We start from the raw sequence: 20368 nt of genomic DNA, 5'->3' as shown, positions 1-20368 counted from the left end.
CGAAACGGACATGCGCGGTGTCGGCGTGAGTCGACCCCGCACTCCACACCCGCACCCTCACGTTCTACCAGGTCCACACCAAGCGCGGGGTGGAGGCGTTCAAGGCGATGGGCGTCCTGCCGCAATTCGGCGGGATAGCGGTCCACGACGGCTGGAAGCCGTACAAGACCTACACCGGCGCCGTCCACGCCCTGTGCAACGCCCACCACCTGCGCGAACTCGCGGGCGTGGCCGAGAACGCACCCGCCGATGCGCCGCAGGGGTGGGCCGAGGATCTCGCTGTCCTGCTGGTCGAGGTCTGGGACCAGATCAAGGCCATCCGGGCCGTGCACGAGCACGCGACCGGCTTCACCGTGGACGCGCTCGAGTGCATCGCGGCGCGCTACGAGGAGATCGTCGCCGCCGGTCGGGCGCTGCATCCGGCCCGCGCACCGGGCGAGCCGCGCCGCAGGCGGTCGAAGGCCGCGAATCTCCTCGACCGCCTCGACACCGAGCGCGACCAAGTGCTCAGGTTCGCCTTCGACTGGCGGGTCCCCTTCGACAACAACCGATCCGAGCAGGCCATCCGGATGGCCAAGGTGCAGCTGTCGAGTGATGGCCGTCCCCGAACTGCTGCCCCAGGCGCCACCCGCCGACGAGGTCGAGGCCGTGCGTCGCACCTGGTGGGTGTGGATCGACCAGGTCGGCGACTGGCGCACCATGGACGTCACCGGCCGTTGGCGCAGCCCCTCCGGCCGGTGAACCGCTCGCTGCTGCAATCACTACCTGGGTGATGGCGAGCTCTGGGTCGTCCTCATCACCGGGCGCGCGTGGACGCTCTACGACCAGCGCCGGACTACCCAGCTCTAGCTAGGCGGCAGATCGGCGCTCCATGGCGCGCTGGGGGCTGGTCGGCGGACGTTCCATGCGGGGTCGGGCATGCCCGCGGCGGCAATCCTTGATGTGCTCGCACACCCGCTCGCGACGGGTGAAGGCAGTTCCGAGCGCTGCCTGAAGGGTCGGGAAGAACAGCTCGCCGTCCTCAGACCGGTTGGTGGTCGACCAGGAGTAGGTCTCGCACCCGCGTATCGCCCGCTGCACCATCCGCGTGGCGTACCCCTGACGGGTCCATTCCTCGGTGACGCGGATCTTCGCCACGAGGCCGTGCCGGCACTCGTGGCAGATCCTGAAGTGCAGCACAGCGAAGTCGTAGCCAGAGCGCTCGCAGACCTTCACCATCTGGTGTCCGGCATCGGCATCGCACCGGTAGTAGAGCCAGAACTCGCTGCGCCGGGGGCGCAGCAGTGTGGCCAGCTTCCACTTCCAGTCGGTGAAGCCGTCCGGCGACGGTGCCATGAGCTCTCCCCTTGCTGTCGAGACCGTTGCCGGTCAGCGGGGCGGTTCGATAAGCCGGACAACCAAGCGCTTACCTTCGTCGTCGATCTCCACCATGCACAGCCCGCGGCCGTCGGCGAAGCTCAAGATACGGGCGTGCTCAGACTGCTGAGGGATGGCAGGAAGCCGATGCGGGTCGCCAGAGGCCACCAGGAGGGCCGCCTCGAGGGAACGGCGGGCCCAGCGCTGGAGAAGCTGGAAGTCGGCGACGACCTCGGAGCTGAGGTCGATCTCGTACGGCACGGAGCCAGACTACGGGCGTAGGGACGGGGCGATGGCCCGAACTTCGGCATCGGACGCCGTGGTGGAAGCTTCGGCCCGGCCGGCCCGTTCGTCGGCGATACGTCGCGCCATGGCGAGCATGGCCGGGCTCGCGAGGGCCCGAGCACGAGCATCCCAGTCGGCCAGGACCTTGCCGATCATGTGAAGCTCAGTGTTGTCGATCTGCTCGTTGAAGCCAGACCGGTGTTCCGGGGGGAGGGCTGCGCGCACGCTGCGGATTGTGGGCGCGGCCTGGGGGGCAGGGCCGGTGTCCGCGGGCTGGGCGCTCATGCTGTCCTCCGAGTGGAAAGACCATTCGTCATTGGAGGGTATCTGAGAGCGTCGGCTGGGGACCAGCACACTGCCCATTCGAGCGACGTGACCGGTCTTCGAAGGTGCTGTGCTTCGTCCTCAGAATCTCGACGGAGGCGCGGGCGCAGCGACCAAAGCGACTGAACCATCGGGTGGCTTCCGACCTGCAAGCAAAGAGTTAGCGTGTTCCCTGTCTTGGGTCGCTTCGGTCGCTTGGGGCGCCTGGGTTGTTCGGCGCAGGCCGTCCCACCTGCAGATAAGCGCCTGCAGCAGCGACTGAAGAGGCACGCGGCGCACGAGTCGCGTCAGTCGCTTGACCCTTCTTGGGATGAGCCCGGGGTTAAGTCGCTGCTTGGTCGCTGCTGTTCGGTCGCTGAAGAAGTCGCTGGTCAGGGTGGCCTCGGGACGCGCTTCAGCGACTGAAGCGACTCAAGGTTGGGATTATGGCGACGTTCCTGCGTGTGCGTGTGCGCGTCATATACCGGGGCATCGGTCGCTTCGGTCGCTTGCGAACCCCAGCACGTCCACTGAGCTGGCTTTTTCTCGGGACGTGGACCCAGCGACTGAAGCGACCGTCAGTCGCTCTGCCCCGGATTAGACGGCGGACAACCTGCGACCTGAACCGGTGTGGCACATCGCAAATCCGTCCTTCGCTAATCTATGTTGACCCTGTTTGGATGTTGAGTCGCTTCGGTCGCTCCGAACCTCACACGAGCCAGCTGACCAGGAGCTTTCCTTCTCCGGTGGGCTGGACAGCGAGCCCGCCGCAAGCGACCGAAGAACTGGAAGGACGTTGTGCCACCAAGCCTGGCTGAGGACAGCCGCCACGAGCAGCGCTCGGGCCCGCTGACCCACGCCCTCTGGTGCGCTAACCAAGGCTGGCCAGTGCTCCCCCTGGCTCCCGGCCGCAAGACCCCGCCAGCTAACTGCGCCCCCTGCCAGGCCCGCCAGCACAGCTCCGCCGACTGCCCCTGTATCGCCGCCGGCCGCTGGTGCCACGGCTTTCACGCCGCGACCACGAACACGGACCGCATCCACGCCTGGTGGTCCACCAATCCGCGATTCGGTGTGGCAGTCGCCTGCGGGCCCGCCAACCTCGTGGTGCTCGACATCGACGCCCACCCCCAGCCCGTCCCGGACCGAGACCGCCTCCTGCCTGGCATCCCCATCCACGACCAGGTCGACCTGACTGGCCTGGCGCACGGTTTCCACACTCTGGCGCTGCTCGCCGCCCTGCGAGGCCAGCCCGACCCTGCCACCGACGAAACCACCCTGCGCGTCAGGACCCCCTCCGGGGGCCTCCACATCTGGTACCGCACCACCAACGCACGCCGCTTCCTGTGCTCTACCGGATCCAGCGCGGGGCGGGCCCTTGCCTGGCAGGTCGACGTTCGCTCCACCGGCGGTTACATCGTCGCCCCCGGCACCACCACAGCTGCCGGCACCTACACGCCCATCGGCCCAACTCGAGCCCCGGCGGGACTCCCCGAATGGCTAGCCACCGAGTTGGCCCGCACGGGACACCTCGACATCCCGGTCCCTCGCCGCCCCCAGACGCCCCAGGGCGTCCCCCAGCGGGCCCGCCAGGCTGTCATCGCAGCCGGCGGCGGCCGCGGCCGCGCCAGCCAGGTCCTCGAGACCGTCCTTGCCGATGTAACGGCCTGCGCCCAGGTCGCCGAAGGCGCAGGGTTCTCCGACAAGCTCAACCGCGCCGCCTTCACCGCCGGAGGACTGGCAGCCAGCGGCTACATCCACGCCCCCGACGCCGAGCGGATACTCATGGACGCCGCGTTGTACGCCCGCCCCGGCCAGGAACGACGCTGCTCCCAGATCATCCGCAGTGGACTCGATGCCGGCGCCCGGCGACCGCTCCACATCGAAGGACGACCCTCATGACGCCGACCGAGCCAGGGACAGGCGGATTCGATGCGGCGGCCGCGGCCCAGCAGATCCTCGCCGGCCCCGTCCAGGAAGCACTGGCCATTCCCGGCTTCCCAGCACAGGCCACACCCGCGCCCACCACACCGCAACCAGCCACCGCTCACGGCCTGCTACCGGACTCCCTCAGTGACCGCGGCAACGCCAAACTCTTCGTGCACCTGTACGGCCGCGACTACCGGCACGTCCCGGGCCTGGGCTGGTACCGCTGGGCCGGACACCGCTGGCAGCTCGACGAAGAAGACACCGTGCTCTGGGCAGTCGGAGAGATGGCCGAAGCCATCGCCACCAACGACCCCACCGGTACCTACACCAGCACCGACCTGCGCCGACACCGCCGCCGCGCTCTGTCCACCTCCGGCATGAACGCCCTGCTGATGCAGGCCAAAGCGTCCCCTGGCATGGTCATGAACGCCAGCCTCCTTGACGCTGATCCGTACGCGCTGTGCACCCCCGAAGGTGTTGTCGACTTGAGGAGCGGCGCGCTGACCCCGCCGGACCCAGCTACCCAGCACCACTCTCGCTCCACCACGGTCGCCCCACGGGCGATGCCCACTCCCCGCTGGCAAAGGTTCCTCGACGACACCTTTGGCACCGACACCGAAGGCCGGCGCACCGCGGACTTCCTCCACCTGCTGCTCGGCTACTCCATCTCCTGTCCCCGCCCAGTGATCATGCGCATGTGGTGGGCGTCTGAGCTGGGTTGATCAGATAGCTGGTTGGTGCTGGTGGGTCTGTCATCGGTGGCCGCTTGTGGTTGTAGACGGGTGCCGGGGGTTCTGACGTGGTGTTTTTTTGTTGTGTGTGATGGCCGTTCAGGTTTTTTGGTTGTTGCTCATCTTGGCTGGGTCGCTGGTAGGTGCTTGTTCGTGGGGTTGAGGCCGCTGGTGGTCAGGAGTGTGCGTTGGTCGGGGTGGAGCATGGGCCAGTTTGTGTGCTGGGTGGTCAGCCAGTGGCGTTGACTTGCTGACGGGCGCTGGTGTTCGGCGAGGGTGGAAAGGAGCCCGGTGTACATGTGCTGCCAGCTGATTCTCCAGGGTGGGTTCCACCAGGGGTCGAGTGCTGCGAGTGCGTGTGCGTGGGGCCAGGGGCGGCCGGTGCGGCGGGTGTGGGCGTTGGCGCGTTTGCGTTGTTCGTACAGCCACCAGCCCAGGGGGAACCCGTCGTGTTCGGTGTCGTAGTGGGCGGTGCCGAGGCCGTCATGCGTTTGTGCGTAGTCGCGGGCGTAGGGCAGGCCGCCGTCGATGGATGACGAGACGGTGGTGGGGCGTGGGCGGCTGGCGCCGGCCCGGGGGCGGGTGCGTGTTTCCTGCTGCGGGCGGGCGGCGCGGGCGTCCTGGGCGGTGATACCGAGGCCGGTGAGGAGCTCACGCTGGCCCGGGTGGAGGTCGTCGTAGTTGATGCACTGGGTGAGCAGCCACCGGGTGGCGTCTGGGGGGAGTCCGGGGAAGCCTGATTGCGCGTTCAGAGCGTGCCCGCGCGTCTCGGTTCTGACGGCGTGGTAGGTGGTCTGCCATGGCAGACCCCAGGGAGGGTTCCAGCAGGGGTCGAGGGCGTTGAGTGCTTCGGCACGGCTGTGGGGGAGTGTGCCGTTAGCGGCTCGTTGGCGTTTGTCGGCGAGCCATGTCCCCAGCCGGTAGCCGTGGTGGCTCTCGGTCTTGGGTACGGCGAGGTGTCCGTGCTGGGCGGCGTAGGAGCGGGCGTGATCCAGGCCGGTGTCGAATTGCGCTTGCTGGGTGACGCGGCGGGGTCGTGCGGTGCGGGCGGTTTCGGCGGTGATGCCGAGTTGCGTGAGCCTGTGCTGCTGTCCGGGGTGGAGGCGTTGGTAGGCGGTGCACTGGATGTAGAGCCATTGCCCGGTCCAGTCGGGGGTGCCGGGGAATCCTTGCTCGGGGAGGAGGGTGAGGCCGTTTTCGGCGAGTGTGCGGGCGGCGCGGTGGTTGATCTGCCAGTCCCCGTTCCACGGTGGGTTCCACCAGGGGTCGATGGCAGCCAGGAGCGGGTCGGCCGGGTAGGGCGCGGTGAACTTGTCGGCGTGGAGGTTGGCCTGGTGCCGCTGGCGGGCCAGCCAGCCTCCGACGGGGAAACCGTCCTGCCGGTCGGAGGGTGATGCGTTGAGGTCGCCGTGCTGGGCGGCATAGGAGCGGGCGTAGTGGAGCCCGGTTTCCAGGGACGGCTTCTGGGCGGCGGGGTTGGGGCGTGCGGTAGCGGCGGTCTGCAAGGTCAGACCGAGGGCCGCGAGCTGTTTGCGCTGTTCCACGGCCAGGCCCCGGTAGCCGACACATTGGGTGTAGAGCCATTGACCGAGTTCGTCGTCGAAGGAGGTGAAGGCGTTTTCGGGGTCGAGGGTGTGACCAGATCGGACGAGGCCGCGGACCCTGTAGCAGGCCCGTTGCCAGTCGGAGGGCCAGGGTGGTGCCCACCACGGGTCCATCGCCTCGAGTTGCTGCGCGACAGCGAGGTCAAGAATGCCGCGTCTGGCCCGTACGCGGAGGTTGGCCAGCCATTGGCCGATCGGGAAGCCGGTGTGTGTATCGGCAGCGCTGGCGCACAGGTGCCCTTGCTGCTTCCAGTAGGCGCGTGCGTGGTCGAGGCCCTGGTCACGGGCTTCGGCGAGGTTGCGGTGGCGCGGCCGTGCGTGGCGGGCGGTTTCGGTGGTGAGGCCGATCTGGGCCAGCAGCTTGCGCTGCTGGGGGTGGAGGCTGTCGTAGGCCTGGCACTGCCGGTACAGCCAGGTGCCGAGATTCTCGCTGGTGCCGGGGAAGCCCTGCTCGGGTCGGAGGGTGGTCCCTGAGCCCAGCAGCTGTCGTGCGCGCAGGTAGATGCGCTGCCACAGGGTGCTCCACGGCGGGTTCCACCACGGGTCGAGGTCGGACAGAGCCTGGCTGCGTTCGGGGGAGAGCTGGGGGCCCGCGGCGCGCTGGTTGCCCAGCCACAGGCCAAGGAGGAACCCGTCCTTTTCGTGCTTGGAGGGGACGCAGAGGTGGCCGTGCTCGGCGGCGTAGGTGCGGGCGTGGCGCAGGCCGCGCGCGAACCCTTCGGCGGCAGCCTCGGTATCCGCTGCCGACAGTGGTTGCGGCTTCGGCGTCGGTTGGTTCCCGGGCCGGCTTTCGGTCAGGAGCCGGGAGACCGGTGCGGGCCGGTGGGGCGTGGAGACGTGCCACATGCTGCGTGTCTTCGGCTTTTGTCCGGCCTGGGTACGGATACAGGCGCGTACCCAGGCGTTGAGCGGGCCTGTGGTGAGGGCACCGAGGCGATCGGCGAGCCATGGCCGCTGAAGGCGCTGGGCCAGTTCACTGGGGAAGCCGGGGACGTCGGCCAGCGCGTGCGGCTGGTGAGTTCCGGCGTCAGCGAGCAGATGCGCCTGCACGCCCGGGTCGGCCAGGAGTGCGGTCAGGGTGACGGCTTCGGGGTAGGTCACCGCGTCCCGCGCCGCACCGCGCCATGCGGCGTCGCCGTGGGTTATCTGCCGCAGCCGCTCGGGCCAGGCGGTTTCCTCAGGCCAGGGCTTGTCCCACCACGACGCCAGGACCGCTTGCGCCGTGGTGAAGGCCTCGGCGGTGTGCGGGTAGCGGCGCAGCAGCCGCACGTGACGTCGCTGAGCTGCCACGATCTGCGGCACATTCCGCAGGTCCAGCTGCCCGGGCACCGCTGTCGCTTCGTCAACGACGGGTGTTTCCAACATCCAGCATCGGTGCGTGGTGCAGACCCGGCCGTGCGGGAGGAGGTAGCGGCGCGCTGTCCCTGCTCCTTTTGTGGCGGTCGCGGTGCAGGTCGGGCATCCGGGGCCGGTCGGCGCGATCGTGTCGGCGGTGCGGATCCAGGCGGCCGGCCCACTCCCGGGCTTGCCTGTGGGCAGATCGGTGTCCCAGGTCGGCAGGGCGTGGCGTAGGTGTTCTTCGGGCACGCGGCAGAACGCGGCGAGTACTGCTCGGGCCTCGGTGTTGAAGATCACTTCGCTGTCGGGTCGCACTGTGTACAGGTTGGGGCGGCGCTTGGCGTCGATGAGCGCGCCGACGAGCTCTTTGGCGGTGAGCCGGTAGCGGGAGGCGACGCGGCCGACGAATGACAGCGTTACCTCGCCGCTCAAGGGCGCTACCCGCACCGCGCCCAACGGCAGACCGCGAGGCGAGCACCGGGACCGGTCCCGTGTCGGCGGCCACGTGCGCTCATCCCCGGCCGTATGCGCTCCCTGAGTCCGCACGGTCTTTTTCACCCTCGCCTCCACCACCACGCCCGCCTCCCTCCCCTTCACCTGCGCCGCCCTCAGGACACGGCGCTGCGGGTGCGCGGGGTGCGTCTGCGGGGCGGGCGGGACTGCTGTTCTGCGCGGATGTCGAGCTGGATGCCGGCCAGGAGCCGTTTGGTGATCTTCTCGCTGCCGTCGAGAAGCGCGGTCAGGGCCGCTTCACGGATGAGGTGGGACAGGCTTCCCATGACTCCGCCGGTGCGCTGATGGAGGTAGTCGGCGTGCCGGGCCAGGCTGCCCGGGGTGTGGTGGCGCAGGTGTCGACTTTCTCTCTAGTTACGACATGCCCGATGCGCTGACCTTGGGTATCTGAGTTACATATATGTAGCTCTGGTCTGCCGTCTGACCTGGTGTGGTGTGCTGCAGGGGCGCTTGATACCCGGCTCCGTGTCGCTCTGGCCTGTGGTGCTGCAACTGGGCGGAGGATGTTGTGACTACGGGGATAACCTTTTGGGTACTGCGGAACTACGGCCCGGAAGTGACCATGAAGGTTGGTGCAGGGCTAGCGCCCGAGCCCTGTCTGGTTAGTGGGACCCGACCAGGGTTCGGGTCCGGTGCCTGGCGGTCGACGGAACGCGCGGATTCGCTGTGCCAAATGTCTGCAGGTCGCTTCCGGAAGTACCCCGGCTCCTTTGCCCCGCCGTAAGCCCCCTTGTGGCGAAACCATTGCGCTCGACCGTCTGCCGGCCTCGCTTGCAGCGGAGGGGGGCGGCCTACCAAGGGCAACTGCCCACCGAGGGCGCCCAGCGCCCGAGGGGTGCGCGGAGCGCAGGGCAGGCGGCAGGAAAGGGCGGTCCAGCGCGCCCTAGGCGCTGGCGTGGGGTCCGGGGCCGCGTAGGCCCCGGTTGGGGCCGTAGGTCCCGCCCAAGCTGCTGCCTGATCTCGCCGAGCGCCTGCAGAACCCGGGCCGCCGTGCCCAGGTCCTCGACGCTCTGCGGCGTCTGGAGGACCAGCCCAGCGTCCTCGGCACCTCCGAACACGTTCTGGCCGTCGCCGCTCCCATGGTGTCGCCGCACATCAGCGTGGACATCCGGTGACAGCCACCGGGGCGGCCGAACATCCAGGCCGGATCAACGCCGGCGTCGCGGTGTCGCGGTGGATCGACGCCCACCCCGACAACCGGGACCGCGATCCGGAGGCACTGCTATGGGGCAGGGTGACCAAGGTTGGCGAGGAAGCCGGTGAGGTCATCGCGGCACTGGTTGGCCTTCGCGGGCCTGTACGAGTGGTGGCGGAACAAGGGAGGTCGCCGGTGACGACGACCCGGGCGCCTGGCTGGCCACGTGCACGATCATCACCACCGAGGCCACCGACGCCGCCGGCCGCGTCCACCCCCGGATGCCGCTGACCATCGCGGCCGCCGACTACGACGCCTGGCTCGACCCCCAGCACCAGGACCCCGGCGAACTGAGCGCGTTACTGACCGCGCCCGGCGACCGTCAGCTGTCGGTCCGACCCGTGTTCTTGGCGGTCAACAGCGTTCGGAGCAGAGGGCCTGATCTTCTGGACGCTTTCGATCCCGAGGGCTGACAGGCGCCGGCATCGCCGTGGAGAGCACCCTGCTGTCTGGGGTGGAGTGGTCCTTCGCCTCGGCGCTGTCGTTCATCAGCCTGGCGGCGATCGCCCGGTTCCACGCCGTGAGGACTCGCCGCATGGCTCTGCTTGGCAACCGGGCCGACCCGCTTTACGACAAGGGCCAACTGACCCCAGCGCGCTGGACCAGCTCAAGGCCGAGACCAGCGTGGTCCCCGACAGCTGGCACACGTCTGGAACCGCGAGGCCAACGGGTCGCGACTTCTGCTGCTCGACCCCGCTTGGTGACGGCCCTCTACTCTCGGCAGGCCTTGCGCTGGGGGGGGCGCGTGGACTCCCCGCCCAGTCGGTACAACCCGCGCTGAACAGCTCCTTCAGGATGTGGCGGCTCATGGGCTCATCTCGGCGTAGCACTTCAAGGATTGCATCCCAAAGTGTGCCGCTTCACTCCCGACCCATGAGCTCATGAAGGAGCACAACCACGGTAGCGGCGACAGCGATCGCTGTCCCTAGCCCCGGGTGGCAAAAGACAGCGAATGCCGTGAGTCCTCCTACGAGTAGCAGCACCACCGTGCGGACGCTGATCTGGTCCATCAGGATTCCTCTCTATCGTCGGATAAAAGGTTCCTGACCAGCGTCGATGCCGATTTGAGGGCACTGACGGCCACAGACGGTCACTTACTAAGTTCCACGGTTGCTGACAATCCCGGACGTCTGGTGGGACCCTGTTTTACATATTCTGACGTTTCTTTACAGCTGGGGGCTTGCCTGATGGCGCGATGGCGGATGCCCGACCTACCGCACGGGCCGCTGCGAGCTCTCAACTGCGAGCTCCATGCCCTGCACAGAAAGGCCGGCTACCCCTCGGCTCGTGAACTCCACCTGGCAGTTGACCAGGCGGTCAGCCACACAAAGATCCACCACGCCTTCACCAGGGCCACACTTCCCACCTGGGGAGTGGTCGAACTAGTGGTGGAACAGCTGGCGAAGCGAGCCCGCCCGAGGCTCGACCCCGAAGCCGAAATTGATCGATTCAAGGCACTCTGGGATGAAGTGCACGAGCCCGGCCTCGAAGCAGGGCACTCGGAGTCGGTCGAGACATCACCACCCCCGGTAGCACCGCCTGCGACGACCGCCAGCGAGCAGTCCCCACCTGTGCAGGCCTCGCCTGCGCCGGATCCTCGAATGGCCTTCGCAGCCGAGCTGCGTAAACTCCAACGGACCCCCCGGAAGGCGCCAACCGAGGAGGCGCTTGCCCGCAGGATGGGGTACGGGCGCAGCACGGTCGCGGCGATCTTGAACGGTCGACGATTCCCGAGCTGGGAATCCACCGAAGCCTTCGTTAAGGCATGCGGTGCGGATCCGTCGCAGGGGTGGCGCAAGCTGTGGCTGCAGACGAGTAGGCAGATTGAGGAAGCAGGGGGGTGAACGCCCTCATCCGCAAGACCGGCCTTGCCCGTGAGACCCATCCGGTCGACACGTTCCTCCGGCCCTCCCGGCCTTGTCGCACTGGCAGGGGGCGGGAAGCGGTTAGGCCTGGGCGGGCCTGGGACGCCGACGGCGATGCGGGCGCCGACCGGAAATTCGGGCTAATAACAAGCGTTGCGGTGGGGCCACCACTCAATGATGACCAAAGGCGCGGCGGCACCAGGAAGGAATGGGTCACGGCCTGCCGTGGCGTGCGGGGTTGCGATACGGCGCTCCCCGCACAGAGACAGCGTCGACTGGCCGCCGACGGCGATCAACCCCCGCACCGGCAAGAGATGGGCACGCAACCTGCCTCACAGCCGATGGGCTGCTACGCTCGTCGCGATCAACGGATCGGGCCGCTGCGCAGGCCCGCGTGAGGGGCCTGCCCCCGCGCTGTCGAAGGTGCCGGGCACCGCGCATTCAGATTTCTGTGCTGAATGCCCTTGGAGTTGCCGTGCCTTCCCACCACTCCCGCAAAGCTGCCGTCCGGCGCCGTCAGGCGGAGACCGGAGAGTCTTTCACCGAGGCCGCGAACGCCCTCAGCCGTGACCGACAGATGCTGCTGCGGCCCATCTGCACACTCGCGGGAGAGGTGCCGGGCCACGGTCCCTGGGGTGAATGCCCGGAAGCCTGCCCGACCACCGAACGCGACGACTACCGCGCCTGGTTCACGCAGCTGCCGCGCCGCCTCCGCCACCACTATGTCGAACCCACCACCGGCCCGGAGCCGTCGACCTGTCCCGGGTGGGAGACATGCACCGACTGGGACTGCCCCGAGGGCTGTCACGACACGTTCGTGAGCGTGTGCTCGGACTGCTTGTACGTCCTCGACCAGGACGAAGAGACCTGCCCGAGCGGCTGCTCGCTCCCGCGACCGTCAGCGCCGGTGACGCCTGGCCACACGCCGGCTCCAGCTCCCACCGCCGATCGCTAAGGTGCCAGCCATGGCCTAGAAGTCAGGCATCCCTCGCCGCGGCGGTCGCCGGGGAGAGAGCCACCGCGCAACGCCGACGCTGCGGATGTACGACGTCGCGCCAGCCTTCGACGTCACCGTGAATCGGAATGACGGCACCACCGACACCGTTGCGGCCCGGGCCCCGAAGGCAGCCGGCGCGCCATCACGCCACCGGGGCCCGCTGATCTGCGCGTTCTGCGGCTACCCGATCGAAGGACGCGTCTCGCGCAGCCAACGCGGGGCGAAGGGAAAGCCGGTGCACGCTGGCGGCTGCGGCCCGCAGGAGCCCCCCAAGCAGACCACGAAGGCCGACCCGGCATCCACGCTGCGCCGGGCTCGGTGATCACTGCTGTCATCAGTACCGAGTCACGTCATTGCCAGGGCGGGGACACTGAGCCGTCGGCCTCCAGGCCGTACTCCAACACCTGTTCCCACTCCTCGCCGTAGTCCTTGTTGTCCTCCGGTTGCCACCCCATGAAGTAGGTGAGGTTGCCCAGGGCGATAGCCCGTCGGAATCGCTGCGGGTCGGCACTGAGGCGCTCTGACCGCTGTTTCATCCAGATCAGCGTGTCGCGGGCAACGACATCTCCCGCATCGATGGCTTGCCAGAAAGCCCGCTCCGCGCCCTTCAAGTCCCCTTTTTCCTCCCGCATGCGAGACAAGTTGTTGAGAGCCCAACTGTCGCCCTCGTCAACCGCTCTCCGGAGGAGCCGCTCGGTACCGCCGTCGTCCCCAGTTGCTGCCACCCTGTCAGCCAACATGCGCCAGGATTCTTTCCACCCGGCAGCCGCGGTCCGCTGGAGCAGCCTTTCGGCATCTTCGAGGTCCCCCGAACGCCATAGAGCAAGCGCCTGGTCCAAGTCAGGGGGGGATTGTGGCTCATCTTCACGGGCCTCTAGAGCCCGTCTGAGCTCGACGCGGTCGCTGAGCTCGGCAAGGTTAGATGCCTGCGCGGCGCGATCGTGGTACGTCTTGGCGGCCGCTGCTTTGCCGACGTCCTCCAGGAGCCACGACATCTGCCACAGAGCTTCGGCATCCCCGGCGTCTCCAGCCTGTTGGAAAAGCCGTCTCGCAGTCGTGTCATCACCCTCCTGCCTCTTGAGGATGCCGTGCTGGCGCATCGCAATAGGATGCCCGGCATCGGAGGCTCGAAGGAGAATCTGCCTTGCGATCCGCAGCCTCCACCTGTCAGAAGCGGCCTTGCTTAGTGCCATCAAGTCATCGGCATCAGAAATGTGCGTCGCTGCGGCATCCCAGAACCCAGGTGGGGGGACCGCGTAGCAGCGCAGCTTGGCTAGGTGTTGGTGCAGGTAGTCCGCCAACAGGTAGGCGTCGTCCTCATAGGGGACGTGTCCCGGTGGAGGTAGCTCCAAAGTGAGCGGGCCGGGGAGCCCACGGCTGGACTGGGAGGTGTAGGCGATTGCACCCTCGAACCACTTGGTGCGCCATTCCTTGGTCTCGCTGCGCCACAGATCCGGTTGCAGGTTCGCGGCCGCAGCGGCCTTCAGAAAGTCTGGGAACAAAGCTGCACTGTGCCCGAGACGGCGGGCATCAGCCGCAGCGTCGAGTACGGCACGGCCCTCGGCGGTCGCGCGGTCGTTCAAGAGGAGCAGCTCAGGTGCTCCTGCCAGGTACTGGGTGATGCGGGCGGCACCATGCTTTAGCGCTTCTGCGAGACGTGCGTCCTCCGGGGCACGAAGCCGCAACTCCTCTAGGTCTGCATCACTGAAGGATTCAGCCACAGTGATGGCCCTGCCGCCGGCAAGCAGGGCTCGGGCCTGTTGATGCTCCTCGTCGTGACGACTCATAAGGCTGTGTGCTTGCTTGCGCCATAGCGTCCCGACCATGAGCACGGGCCCCCGGCCAGGGTCGGTCAGCAATCCAGTCAGTGCTGCTGCCGCACGCTCCCCGTCTGCGGTGTTTGTGGTGTGGAGAAAGCGTTGGCTTTCGTTAAGCCACAGGACGGTGCTGGCGAGACTCCTGCTCTCGGCTAGCCCGTGCATGAGTGCGTGGTGGTCTGCCGGGCGCCACACCCGCCAGCCTTCCAGGGCTTGGATGGCTTCCCACAGGGCCCGTGTCTTGCCGCTGGAGGCATCGCCAATCAACACCACCAGGCGGTTCCCCGTCCGGGCCTGCTCAACTTCCTCACGCAGGTCATGGTCGTGTTGGCGGATGACGTAGTACGGCAAGGGACCGAGGGACTCGGCATCAGGTGGGGCAATCGCTGGATGCACCTCCAGGTGCCGTACTGGATCTACCGTGCGAAGCTCCGTACCCAGCCTGGTGGCTGTTAGGGCCTGGTGAGGCGGTGGGGCGATCGCCGGATGGTCCTGCAGGCGCTCTACAGGATCCACCACGGTGCGTAGCTCGGCACCCTGCCCGGTAGCTGCCTGCTCCGGGCGTGGCCGAGGAACCTGACGGGCCTCGTCGACGGCGCTCCACAGGGCGTACCAAAAGCCATGGGCCAGCTTTCGACGCCCCGCACTCCGAGTATCCGTCGGCGGCCCCTCAACCTCGTCCAGCATCCTCTGCACCAGCTTCCACAACGGGGGGAAGTCGGCGGGGGCGCTCTGCGCCGTGAACCACTCGCCCACTGTCGTGGGCGGCAGCTTCAAGTCGCGGCAGGCAGCCGCGCGCGACCAGGGCTTCTTGCTACGGATTCGCCTTTCGAGCTTGACCAGCTCCTCAGCGAGCCGAGCGAGGGCCAGCTTCCGAGGTGGAGTGGTGCTCCCGTAGACCTGCGGCATTCTCCTCTTCCTCTCGTCCGGCGCGTCCGGAGGGCGACCGGAGCGTCCGGAGGGCGACCAGTTCAGAACCCTGCTGACCTGCATGAATGCAACTGGCGTCCGGAGGCGTCCGGAGTTCGTAGAAGGCGCCCCAGCGTCCATAGTGGAGTGCCCTCCATCGCACCCAACGGGTGCAATGGATCTAGGGAGGAAACTATGGACCCGGCACTGGCAGTCGGCCTCACTGTTTTGGTGGGGACACTCATTGTGGCGGCTGCGGCCGTAGTTGTAGCCCGCTCGGCCCTCAATAACACTGACTCCGAGGACCGGGCGGGGGTACTCCATGCTGTCGCCGACATCATCCGTGCTGTCCGCGGCAAGCGCTGAAGGAACCACCACGAGGCCTCGCGCAAGCTCACCCGCTACACGCGGTCAACTGACCGCGTGTAGCGATCCGCGCCGGCTGGTCTGGTACCAGCCGTGCTCCTTGTGGCCTTCCGCGCACGTTGCTGTGCGAGTTGGTCCTGGTAGGCGGCGACGTCACTGCGGTAGCGATCGACGAAGCCGGGGTCAGGCGGTCGGAGCGGTCCATGGTGCTGATCGCGGCGACCGAATCCTCGGGCGAGGTGTAGCCGCAGAGCATGGGGTTGATCTGATAGACCCCATTGCGCTGCTTCTTGACGAGCTTGGCGAGGTCCAGGGCGCGCAGGGCCGCGGTCACGCTGGGGCGGCTCAGGTCGAGCCACCGAGCGATGGTGGCTTGGTCGATCTCGATGCGTCCGCCAGGCTCGCTCAGGCTGCGAAGCTTGAGCAGAACTCGGTAGGCCGCCGGCGGAGGGTCCAGATCAGCGATGAGGCCTTCGGCGTTGACCGGGGCAAATCGCAAGGTGCTCACTGGTCTGTCCCCTCTTCCAGCTGCTGAGCGTGCTCGTTGCGGCGTTCTGCGCGCTTCCGCGCCCGATCGCGGCGCAGTTCCTCGATAGCTTGCCTCATGTGGTCAAGGCTCGGGTACCTGACCAGCTCTGGCAGCGTGAGGTCAGCGCGGATGCCTGCGATGGTCTCGTGCTGGTCAACGCGCCGGTACTCGACACCGGTGGTCTCAGTACCGGGGATGTACTCACCAAGGCGGTAGCTGTACGGGGGGTTGAGCTGGTAGACGCCACGCTTCACGCGGTAGCAGATGCCGTGACTCATGATCTCGCGGAGGGAGTCATTGATCTTGGTCCGCGCAACGTCCAGGACGGTGGCCATCTCGTCCTGCGTGAGGTGGACGCGGCCGCCAGCGCGCTGGCAGGCGATGAGCAGCAGGATGATCCGCAGCGGGAGAGCTTCTCGGTAAAACTGCGAGATCAAAAAGAAGAACTCAAGCGAGTCCATGGAGAAGCCGCCAGCGCGGCTGTCACCGCTGCCGTAAAACTCGAGTGGCTCACGCTTGCGATCCAGGCTGAGCTTGCGGGCCGGATACCGCCGGGCAACCTCGTCCAGGTCCCTGACCGGCGCGAGAGGTTGCGCGAAGGCGGACAACGGGTCTTCGGCAGGGAGTTCAGGCCGAGGTGCGGGTGTCGACTTTCTCTCTAGTACTCCAGCCGTACATCGCGATCTTGCTTGCCAGGGGCGGTGCGGGGGACGAGTATGGCCACCGTTGATCATCGTGAATTCGTTCGCGGTGGACGCCGGTGCGCGGTAACGCCTGCATCATGCCCGGCCGTGCACGGCCCAGCCGCCGAACGCCGGGTTCAGTTCGCTGGTGAGAAGCTCACCCAGTTTCCACGGCAGGCAGGAACGCTCACCCAGCGGCGCATTGAGCGCGTGGGCGTTGTCGGCCAGAGGCAGCCGCCGGTGCCGGCCGCGCATCGGCCGTGCCACCTGCTCCCGGGTTTTGCCTCGCGGCGGCATCAGCAGCGGATGCTGGCCGGCCCAGTGCCCTACCGCGTCCAGCCCTGGTTCGCTCGGGATGCCCCACCGGTCCATGGCCGCAGCCACCTTGTCCAGCCACCGATAGTGGCCCTCGCGGGTCAGGGTGCGTCGCAGTCGCTGCCGCTCCCGGGCCGCGAGCGCCTGAGCCAACTGGACCGCTTCCGGGTAGAAAACCAGCGGCGCCACACGCAGGTGGTCCCGACCGGCCCTGGCCAGGAGGCGCTGGCGGTTCCCCCATACGGGTGCGTTCAGTGCGGGGACGTTCCACCAGAACGAGACGATCGCGTAGGCGTCCGCGAACAGCGCGCGTCCGCCGGCGCCCAACCTGCGTTCCAGCACGACCCGCTGCTGGTGCGCGTCGAGGACCTCGGGCAGGGCGTCCAAGGTGATGGCGTCCGTCCCGGGCTCGCGGCGATTGTCCAGCCAGCGGCGATGATCCCAGCACACCTGCCAGGTCGTGTCAGAGGCGAGGTAGGAGAGCAGGCTGGTGTTCTTGATGTGGGCGCACACCTCGCACCCCCGCACCAGGAAGCAGCCGGACGTGTCCCAGGGCCAGTCCCATACCGGATCGGCTTGTTCGGGCAGGAGCCGGTGGGGGCGCAAGTTCGGCAGAGCGAACTGCAATTCCCTGACCTGCCGGCCGGCCATGACGGCCAGGCGCTCGAGAGCCGCGGCGTTCAGGTATCCATCGCTGTAGCGGGGGTCGCTCGGGGCACCGCCCTTACGGGCCGGCGTTCCGAACATGGCCCAGAACTCCTGGTCGGGGATGCCGTTGGCGTCTGCCAATCGCCGCGCGAAGGAGCCGGTCGACTCCCCGCCGATGAACCGCACCGACAGAGCGAGCCGCTGTGCCGGCCGCCAGGCCTTGCTCCTGCGCGCAGGCGCGCCAGCACTGCGGGAACGACCGGCCGTCGTCGCCATTGGTGGGCTCCTCTCCGTACCGCCGAGATGCAGTTCCGGCGGCTGCCGCAACGGGGAGCCCGCCCCTGAACGGATCGCAGACCCCCAACCTCTTTACGGCGTCCCACTCGCACATGCGCGCTGTTCGCCCTCCTTTACCCACCAAGGGAGGACTTTGGCTGAAAGTCGCCGATAGGCCCGTCAGAGTGGTGCTTTGGGCGGATACATTCCCCGCGCGATCCGCAACGGATCTTCCGGAGGTGTGGTGAAACTACGCGAGCACCAGGCCGCCGCGCTTGCCGCGATCAAGGTCGCGGCAGCCGCCGGTGAGTCGCGCATGACACTGGTCAGCGCGTGCGGCACGGGAAAGACGCTGGTCGCCGTCGCAGCGGCGCGCATCCTGGCGCGACGCGGCCCTGTCCTGGTGGTGATGCCGACCAGAGCCCTGGTGGTGCAGACCATCCGGCGGTGGCGTGAGGCCGGGCGCAACGGAGCGGCGCTCGGGGTGTGTTCCATGGCTCAACGCGACACCGGAATGTCCACGGACGAGGTGGTGATGACCCAACACCCGCAGAAGATCGCAGCCGCGGCCAAAGCCGGCGGCCCCTTCACCGTGTTCACGACCTACGATTCACTCCACCACATCCGCGAGGCCCACGCCCAGTTCGGATCCCCGCCATGGGATCTCGTCGTCGTCGACGAAGCCCACCGCACCTGCTCCGCGTTCGGCACCGGATGGGGAACCGTCCACGACGATGCCGCGATCCCGGCCAAGATCCGCCTGTACATGACCGCCACCCCCAGAGTCTGGGGAAGAAGACGAGCCGCCACGGACGAACTTTTGACGGAACGGATTCCCCTGGCCACCATGGAACGCCGTGAAATCTTCGGGCCGACCGTGTACCAGCTGGGTATGCCGCGAGCCATCGAGATGGGCATCCTGGCCGACTACCAGGTCGTGGTTCCGGTCGTCGAGGACGAGGACGCCGACCTGCACGCCATCCTGGCAACCAGCGCACCCGGCGTTACGGCCCACCACGACGGGTTACGCAACGGCGCCGTCCAGGTCGCCCTTTTGCGTGCGATCTTGGAACACGGGCTGCGCCGAGTCCTGGTCTTCTACAACCGCATCGATGACGCCGAGGCATTTGCCGGTTCGCTGCCGCAGACCGCTCTGCAAGTCGGCGCGCCGCTGCGCCGCGAAGCGCTGTGGTCGCAGGCCATCCACAGCAAGCAGCCGAACGCGGACCGTCATGCCTTACTGATCGACTTCGGCGATCCCGACCGGCCGTGCGCGGTCCTGTCCAACGTCCGCGTCCTCAACGAGGGCGTCGACATGCCCGATGTCGACGCCGTGGTCTTCGTGCAGCCCCGCTACAGCATCATCGACGCCATCCAGGCCATCGGCCGCGGGCTTCGGCAGCCCCCGGGCGCCGGAAAGAAAACCACCCTCGTCTTCCCCGTCTACGCTCGCCGCGGCGCCAAGGCCACGGACCTGTTCAAAAACTCGTCGTTCGAGACCCTGTTCACCTTGCTGCAGGCACTGCGCGCGCACGACGAATCGTTCATGGACCGCATCGCTCTGCCCATCACACGGCCCCGCGGCGGCCGCCTGGGGGTACAGCCCAGCTTCTACGCCCACCCGGAGCGAGCAGCCCAACTGGCACAAGTTCTGGGCCTGGAGATCGCTGTGCCCGCCATCGGCACCTGGGAGCAGGCACTCGCCTCGGCCAGCGCCTACCACCAGCGCTACGGACACCTGGACGTCCCCGCTCCCTATGTCGACGACGATGGCTTCTCGCTTGGCCTGTGCTTGAGCAACCTTCGCCTGCGGCACGCCCTGAACCGCCTCCCGCCCGAGCAATACCAGGCGTTGGACGCGCTCGGCATGCGGTGGGCCGCCCGCAGGTCCGCGCCCGAGTCGATGCTCGAACGCGCCCGGGCCTGGGCGGAAGACAACGGCCACCTCCTAGTCCCCGGCAGTGAAGAGGTCGGCGGCCACAAGTTGGGCGCCTGGCTCGCCGCCCAGCGGCAAAAGGCGACTGCCGGCCGGCTGCCCGCCGAGCGCCAGCAGGCATTGGAAGCGATCGATCCACACTGGAACCCGCCCTGGCCCCGGGAATGGCACCGCAAGTACCTGCGCGCCAAGCTCTTGTCACCCGGCCCTGAACCATGGCACCGCACCTCAAACGTTCCGTACCAGCGCGGCGACGGCACCATCGACGAGTGGGTCAGTCGCCAGCAGCGTGACTTCTTCCGACTGCACCACCGAGAGCAGCGGGACCTGCTGCGTGCCATCGGGATCCATCCACGGCCAGACGGCCGCGAATACGGCGGAACCAAGCACGCCCTTGCCGTCGCGACGCGAACCGACGATCCGGAACCCGCCTACAGCAAGCCGTCCCTCGCTGTGGTGCCACAGGCCAGGGAGGCGGACTCCCGGAGCAGCGAGCTCTCCGACCTGGAGTCGAAGTTCGACCTCGCCCTCCAAGACGCCGCGGTGTTTCTGAAACGAGAAGGCCATCTGGACGTGCCGCAAAGGCACTACGAGTGCCGGAGGTCGGCCATTGCCGACAGAGTGAACCCGCTGGGCTGGTGGATCGGGCTCTTCCGTTCCACCCCCCATATCCTCAACGCCGAGCAGCGCCGGCGGTGGGAAAAGATGCAGAAGAAGCTGAAGGAGGGCAAGCCGAAGGGGCCTGCGCCTGCGGCGTAGCCGCATCCCCCGCGCCG

General features: G+C 67.8%; 14 protein-coding genes and 2 pseudogenes. 7 read left to right on the top strand and 9 right to left on the bottom strand.

Going from position 1 to position 20368, the window contains the following annotated elements:
- Positions 1 to 62 precede the first annotated feature (62 nt).
- Positions 63 to 773 (top strand): annotated as a pseudogene (locus tag PV410_RS24760) (IS66 family transposase); the annotation flags it as partial.
- Between the two features lie 76 nt (positions 774 to 849).
- Here the strand turns inward: PV410_RS24760 and PV410_RS24755 are convergent.
- The 3 genes from PV410_RS24755 to PV410_RS24745 are packed head-to-tail and all read right to left on the bottom strand — an operon-like array spanning position 850 to position 1866.
- Positions 850 to 1335, bottom strand: a complete 486-nt coding sequence (locus PV410_RS24755) for a hypothetical protein (RefSeq protein WP_500327775.1) — start codon at positions 1333 to 1335, stop codon at positions 850 to 852.
- Between the two features lie 33 nt (positions 1336 to 1368).
- Positions 1369 to 1617, bottom strand: a complete 249-nt coding sequence (locus tag PV410_RS24750; protein WP_500327774.1) for a hypothetical protein — start codon at positions 1615 to 1617, stop codon at positions 1369 to 1371.
- Positions 1618 to 1626: 9 nt separating this feature from the next.
- Positions 1627 to 1866 (bottom strand): hypothetical protein, encoded by a 240-nt coding sequence (locus PV410_RS24745; RefSeq protein ID WP_500327773.1) that lies wholly within the window; start codon positions 1864 to 1866, stop codon positions 1627 to 1629.
- Positions 1867 to 2793: 927 nt separating this feature from the next.
- Here PV410_RS24745 and PV410_RS24740 point away from each other — a divergent pair.
- Together PV410_RS24740 and PV410_RS24735 are read left to right on the top strand one after the other, a co-directional pair.
- Entirely contained in the window at positions 2794 to 3843 is a 1050-nt protein-coding gene (locus PV410_RS24740; protein ID WP_500327885.1) for a bifunctional DNA primase/polymerase, read from the top strand.
- Positions 3840 to 4592, top strand: a complete 753-nt coding sequence (locus PV410_RS24735; RefSeq protein ID WP_500327771.1) for a hypothetical protein — start codon at positions 3840 to 3842, stop codon at positions 4590 to 4592. The genes PV410_RS24740 and PV410_RS24735 overlap by 4 nt, the downstream gene beginning before the upstream one ends.
- A 128-nt stretch (positions 4593 to 4720) precedes the next feature.
- Here PV410_RS24735 and PV410_RS24730 read toward each other — a convergent pair whose 3' ends face one another.
- Together PV410_RS24730 and PV410_RS24725 are read right to left on the bottom strand one after the other, a co-directional pair.
- Positions 4721 to 8119 (bottom strand): helicase associated domain-containing protein, encoded by a 3399-nt coding sequence (locus tag PV410_RS24730; protein ID WP_500327770.1) that lies wholly within the window; start codon positions 8117 to 8119, stop codon positions 4721 to 4723.
- A gap of 32 nt (positions 8120 to 8151) precedes the next feature.
- Positions 8152 to 8322 carry a hypothetical protein gene (locus PV410_RS24725; RefSeq protein ID WP_500327769.1) on the bottom strand — a complete coding sequence of 57 codons (171 nt, stop codon included), beginning with the start codon at positions 8320 to 8322 and terminating at the stop codon, positions 8152 to 8154.
- Between the two features lie 1014 nt (positions 8323 to 9336).
- On the opposite strand from PV410_RS24725, the pseudogene PV410_RS24720 reads away from it, so the two are divergent.
- The 3 genes and pseudogenes from PV410_RS24720 to PV410_RS24710 all read left to right on the top strand — a co-directional run.
- A pseudogene (locus PV410_RS24720) lies at positions 9337 to 9664 on the top strand (SOS response-associated peptidase family protein); the annotation flags it as partial.
- 774 nt (positions 9665 to 10438) lie between these two features.
- Positions 10439 to 11095, top strand: a complete 657-nt coding sequence (locus PV410_RS24715; protein ID WP_500327767.1) for a helix-turn-helix domain-containing protein — start codon at positions 10439 to 10441, stop codon at positions 11093 to 11095.
- A gap of 1061 nt (positions 11096 to 12156) precedes the next feature.
- Complete coding sequence (locus PV410_RS24710; RefSeq protein WP_500327766.1) at positions 12157 to 12435, top strand: hypothetical protein; 279 nt, start codon at positions 12157 to 12159, stop codon at positions 12433 to 12435.
- Positions 12436 to 12463: 28 nt separating this feature from the next.
- On the opposite strand, the gene PV410_RS24705 is transcribed toward PV410_RS24710, so the two are convergent.
- From PV410_RS24705 to PV410_RS24690, 4 genes are all read right to left on the bottom strand, one after another.
- A complete protein-coding gene (locus PV410_RS24705; protein ID WP_500327765.1) occupies positions 12464 to 14281 on the bottom strand; it encodes a hypothetical protein in 1818 nt (605 codons plus the stop codon).
- Between the two features lie 952 nt (positions 14282 to 15233).
- On the bottom strand, positions 15234 to 15713 hold the full coding sequence (locus PV410_RS24700; RefSeq protein ID WP_500327763.1) for a MarR family transcriptional regulator: 480 nt from the start codon (positions 15711 to 15713) through the stop codon (positions 15234 to 15236).
- On the bottom strand, positions 15710 to 16342 hold the full coding sequence (locus PV410_RS24695) for a hypothetical protein (protein ID WP_500327762.1): 633 nt from the start codon (positions 16340 to 16342) through the stop codon (positions 15710 to 15712). The genes PV410_RS24700 and PV410_RS24695 overlap by 4 nt, the downstream gene beginning before the upstream one ends.
- 171 nt (positions 16343 to 16513) lie before the next feature.
- Positions 16514 to 17656: a hypothetical protein gene (locus PV410_RS24690; RefSeq protein WP_500327761.1), complete on the bottom strand. Its 1143-nt coding sequence runs from the start codon at positions 17654 to 17656 to the stop codon at positions 16514 to 16516.
- A gap of 193 nt (positions 17657 to 17849) precedes the next feature.
- Here PV410_RS24690 and PV410_RS24685 point away from each other — a divergent pair, with 193 nt between their 5' ends.
- Positions 17850 to 20351: a helicase associated domain-containing protein gene (locus PV410_RS24685; protein ID WP_500327759.1), complete on the top strand. Its 2502-nt coding sequence runs from the start codon at positions 17850 to 17852 to the stop codon at positions 20349 to 20351.
- Positions 20352 to 20368: the final 17 nt, after the last annotated feature.

The organism is Streptomyces sp. PA03-5A, from assembly GCF_033792725.1.
Taxonomy (GTDB): domain Bacteria; phylum Actinomycetota; class Actinomycetes; order Streptomycetales; family Streptomycetaceae; genus Actinacidiphila.
Note: the sequence above shows the minus strand (reverse complement) of the source record. Positions and strands in the feature narration are given on the sequence as shown.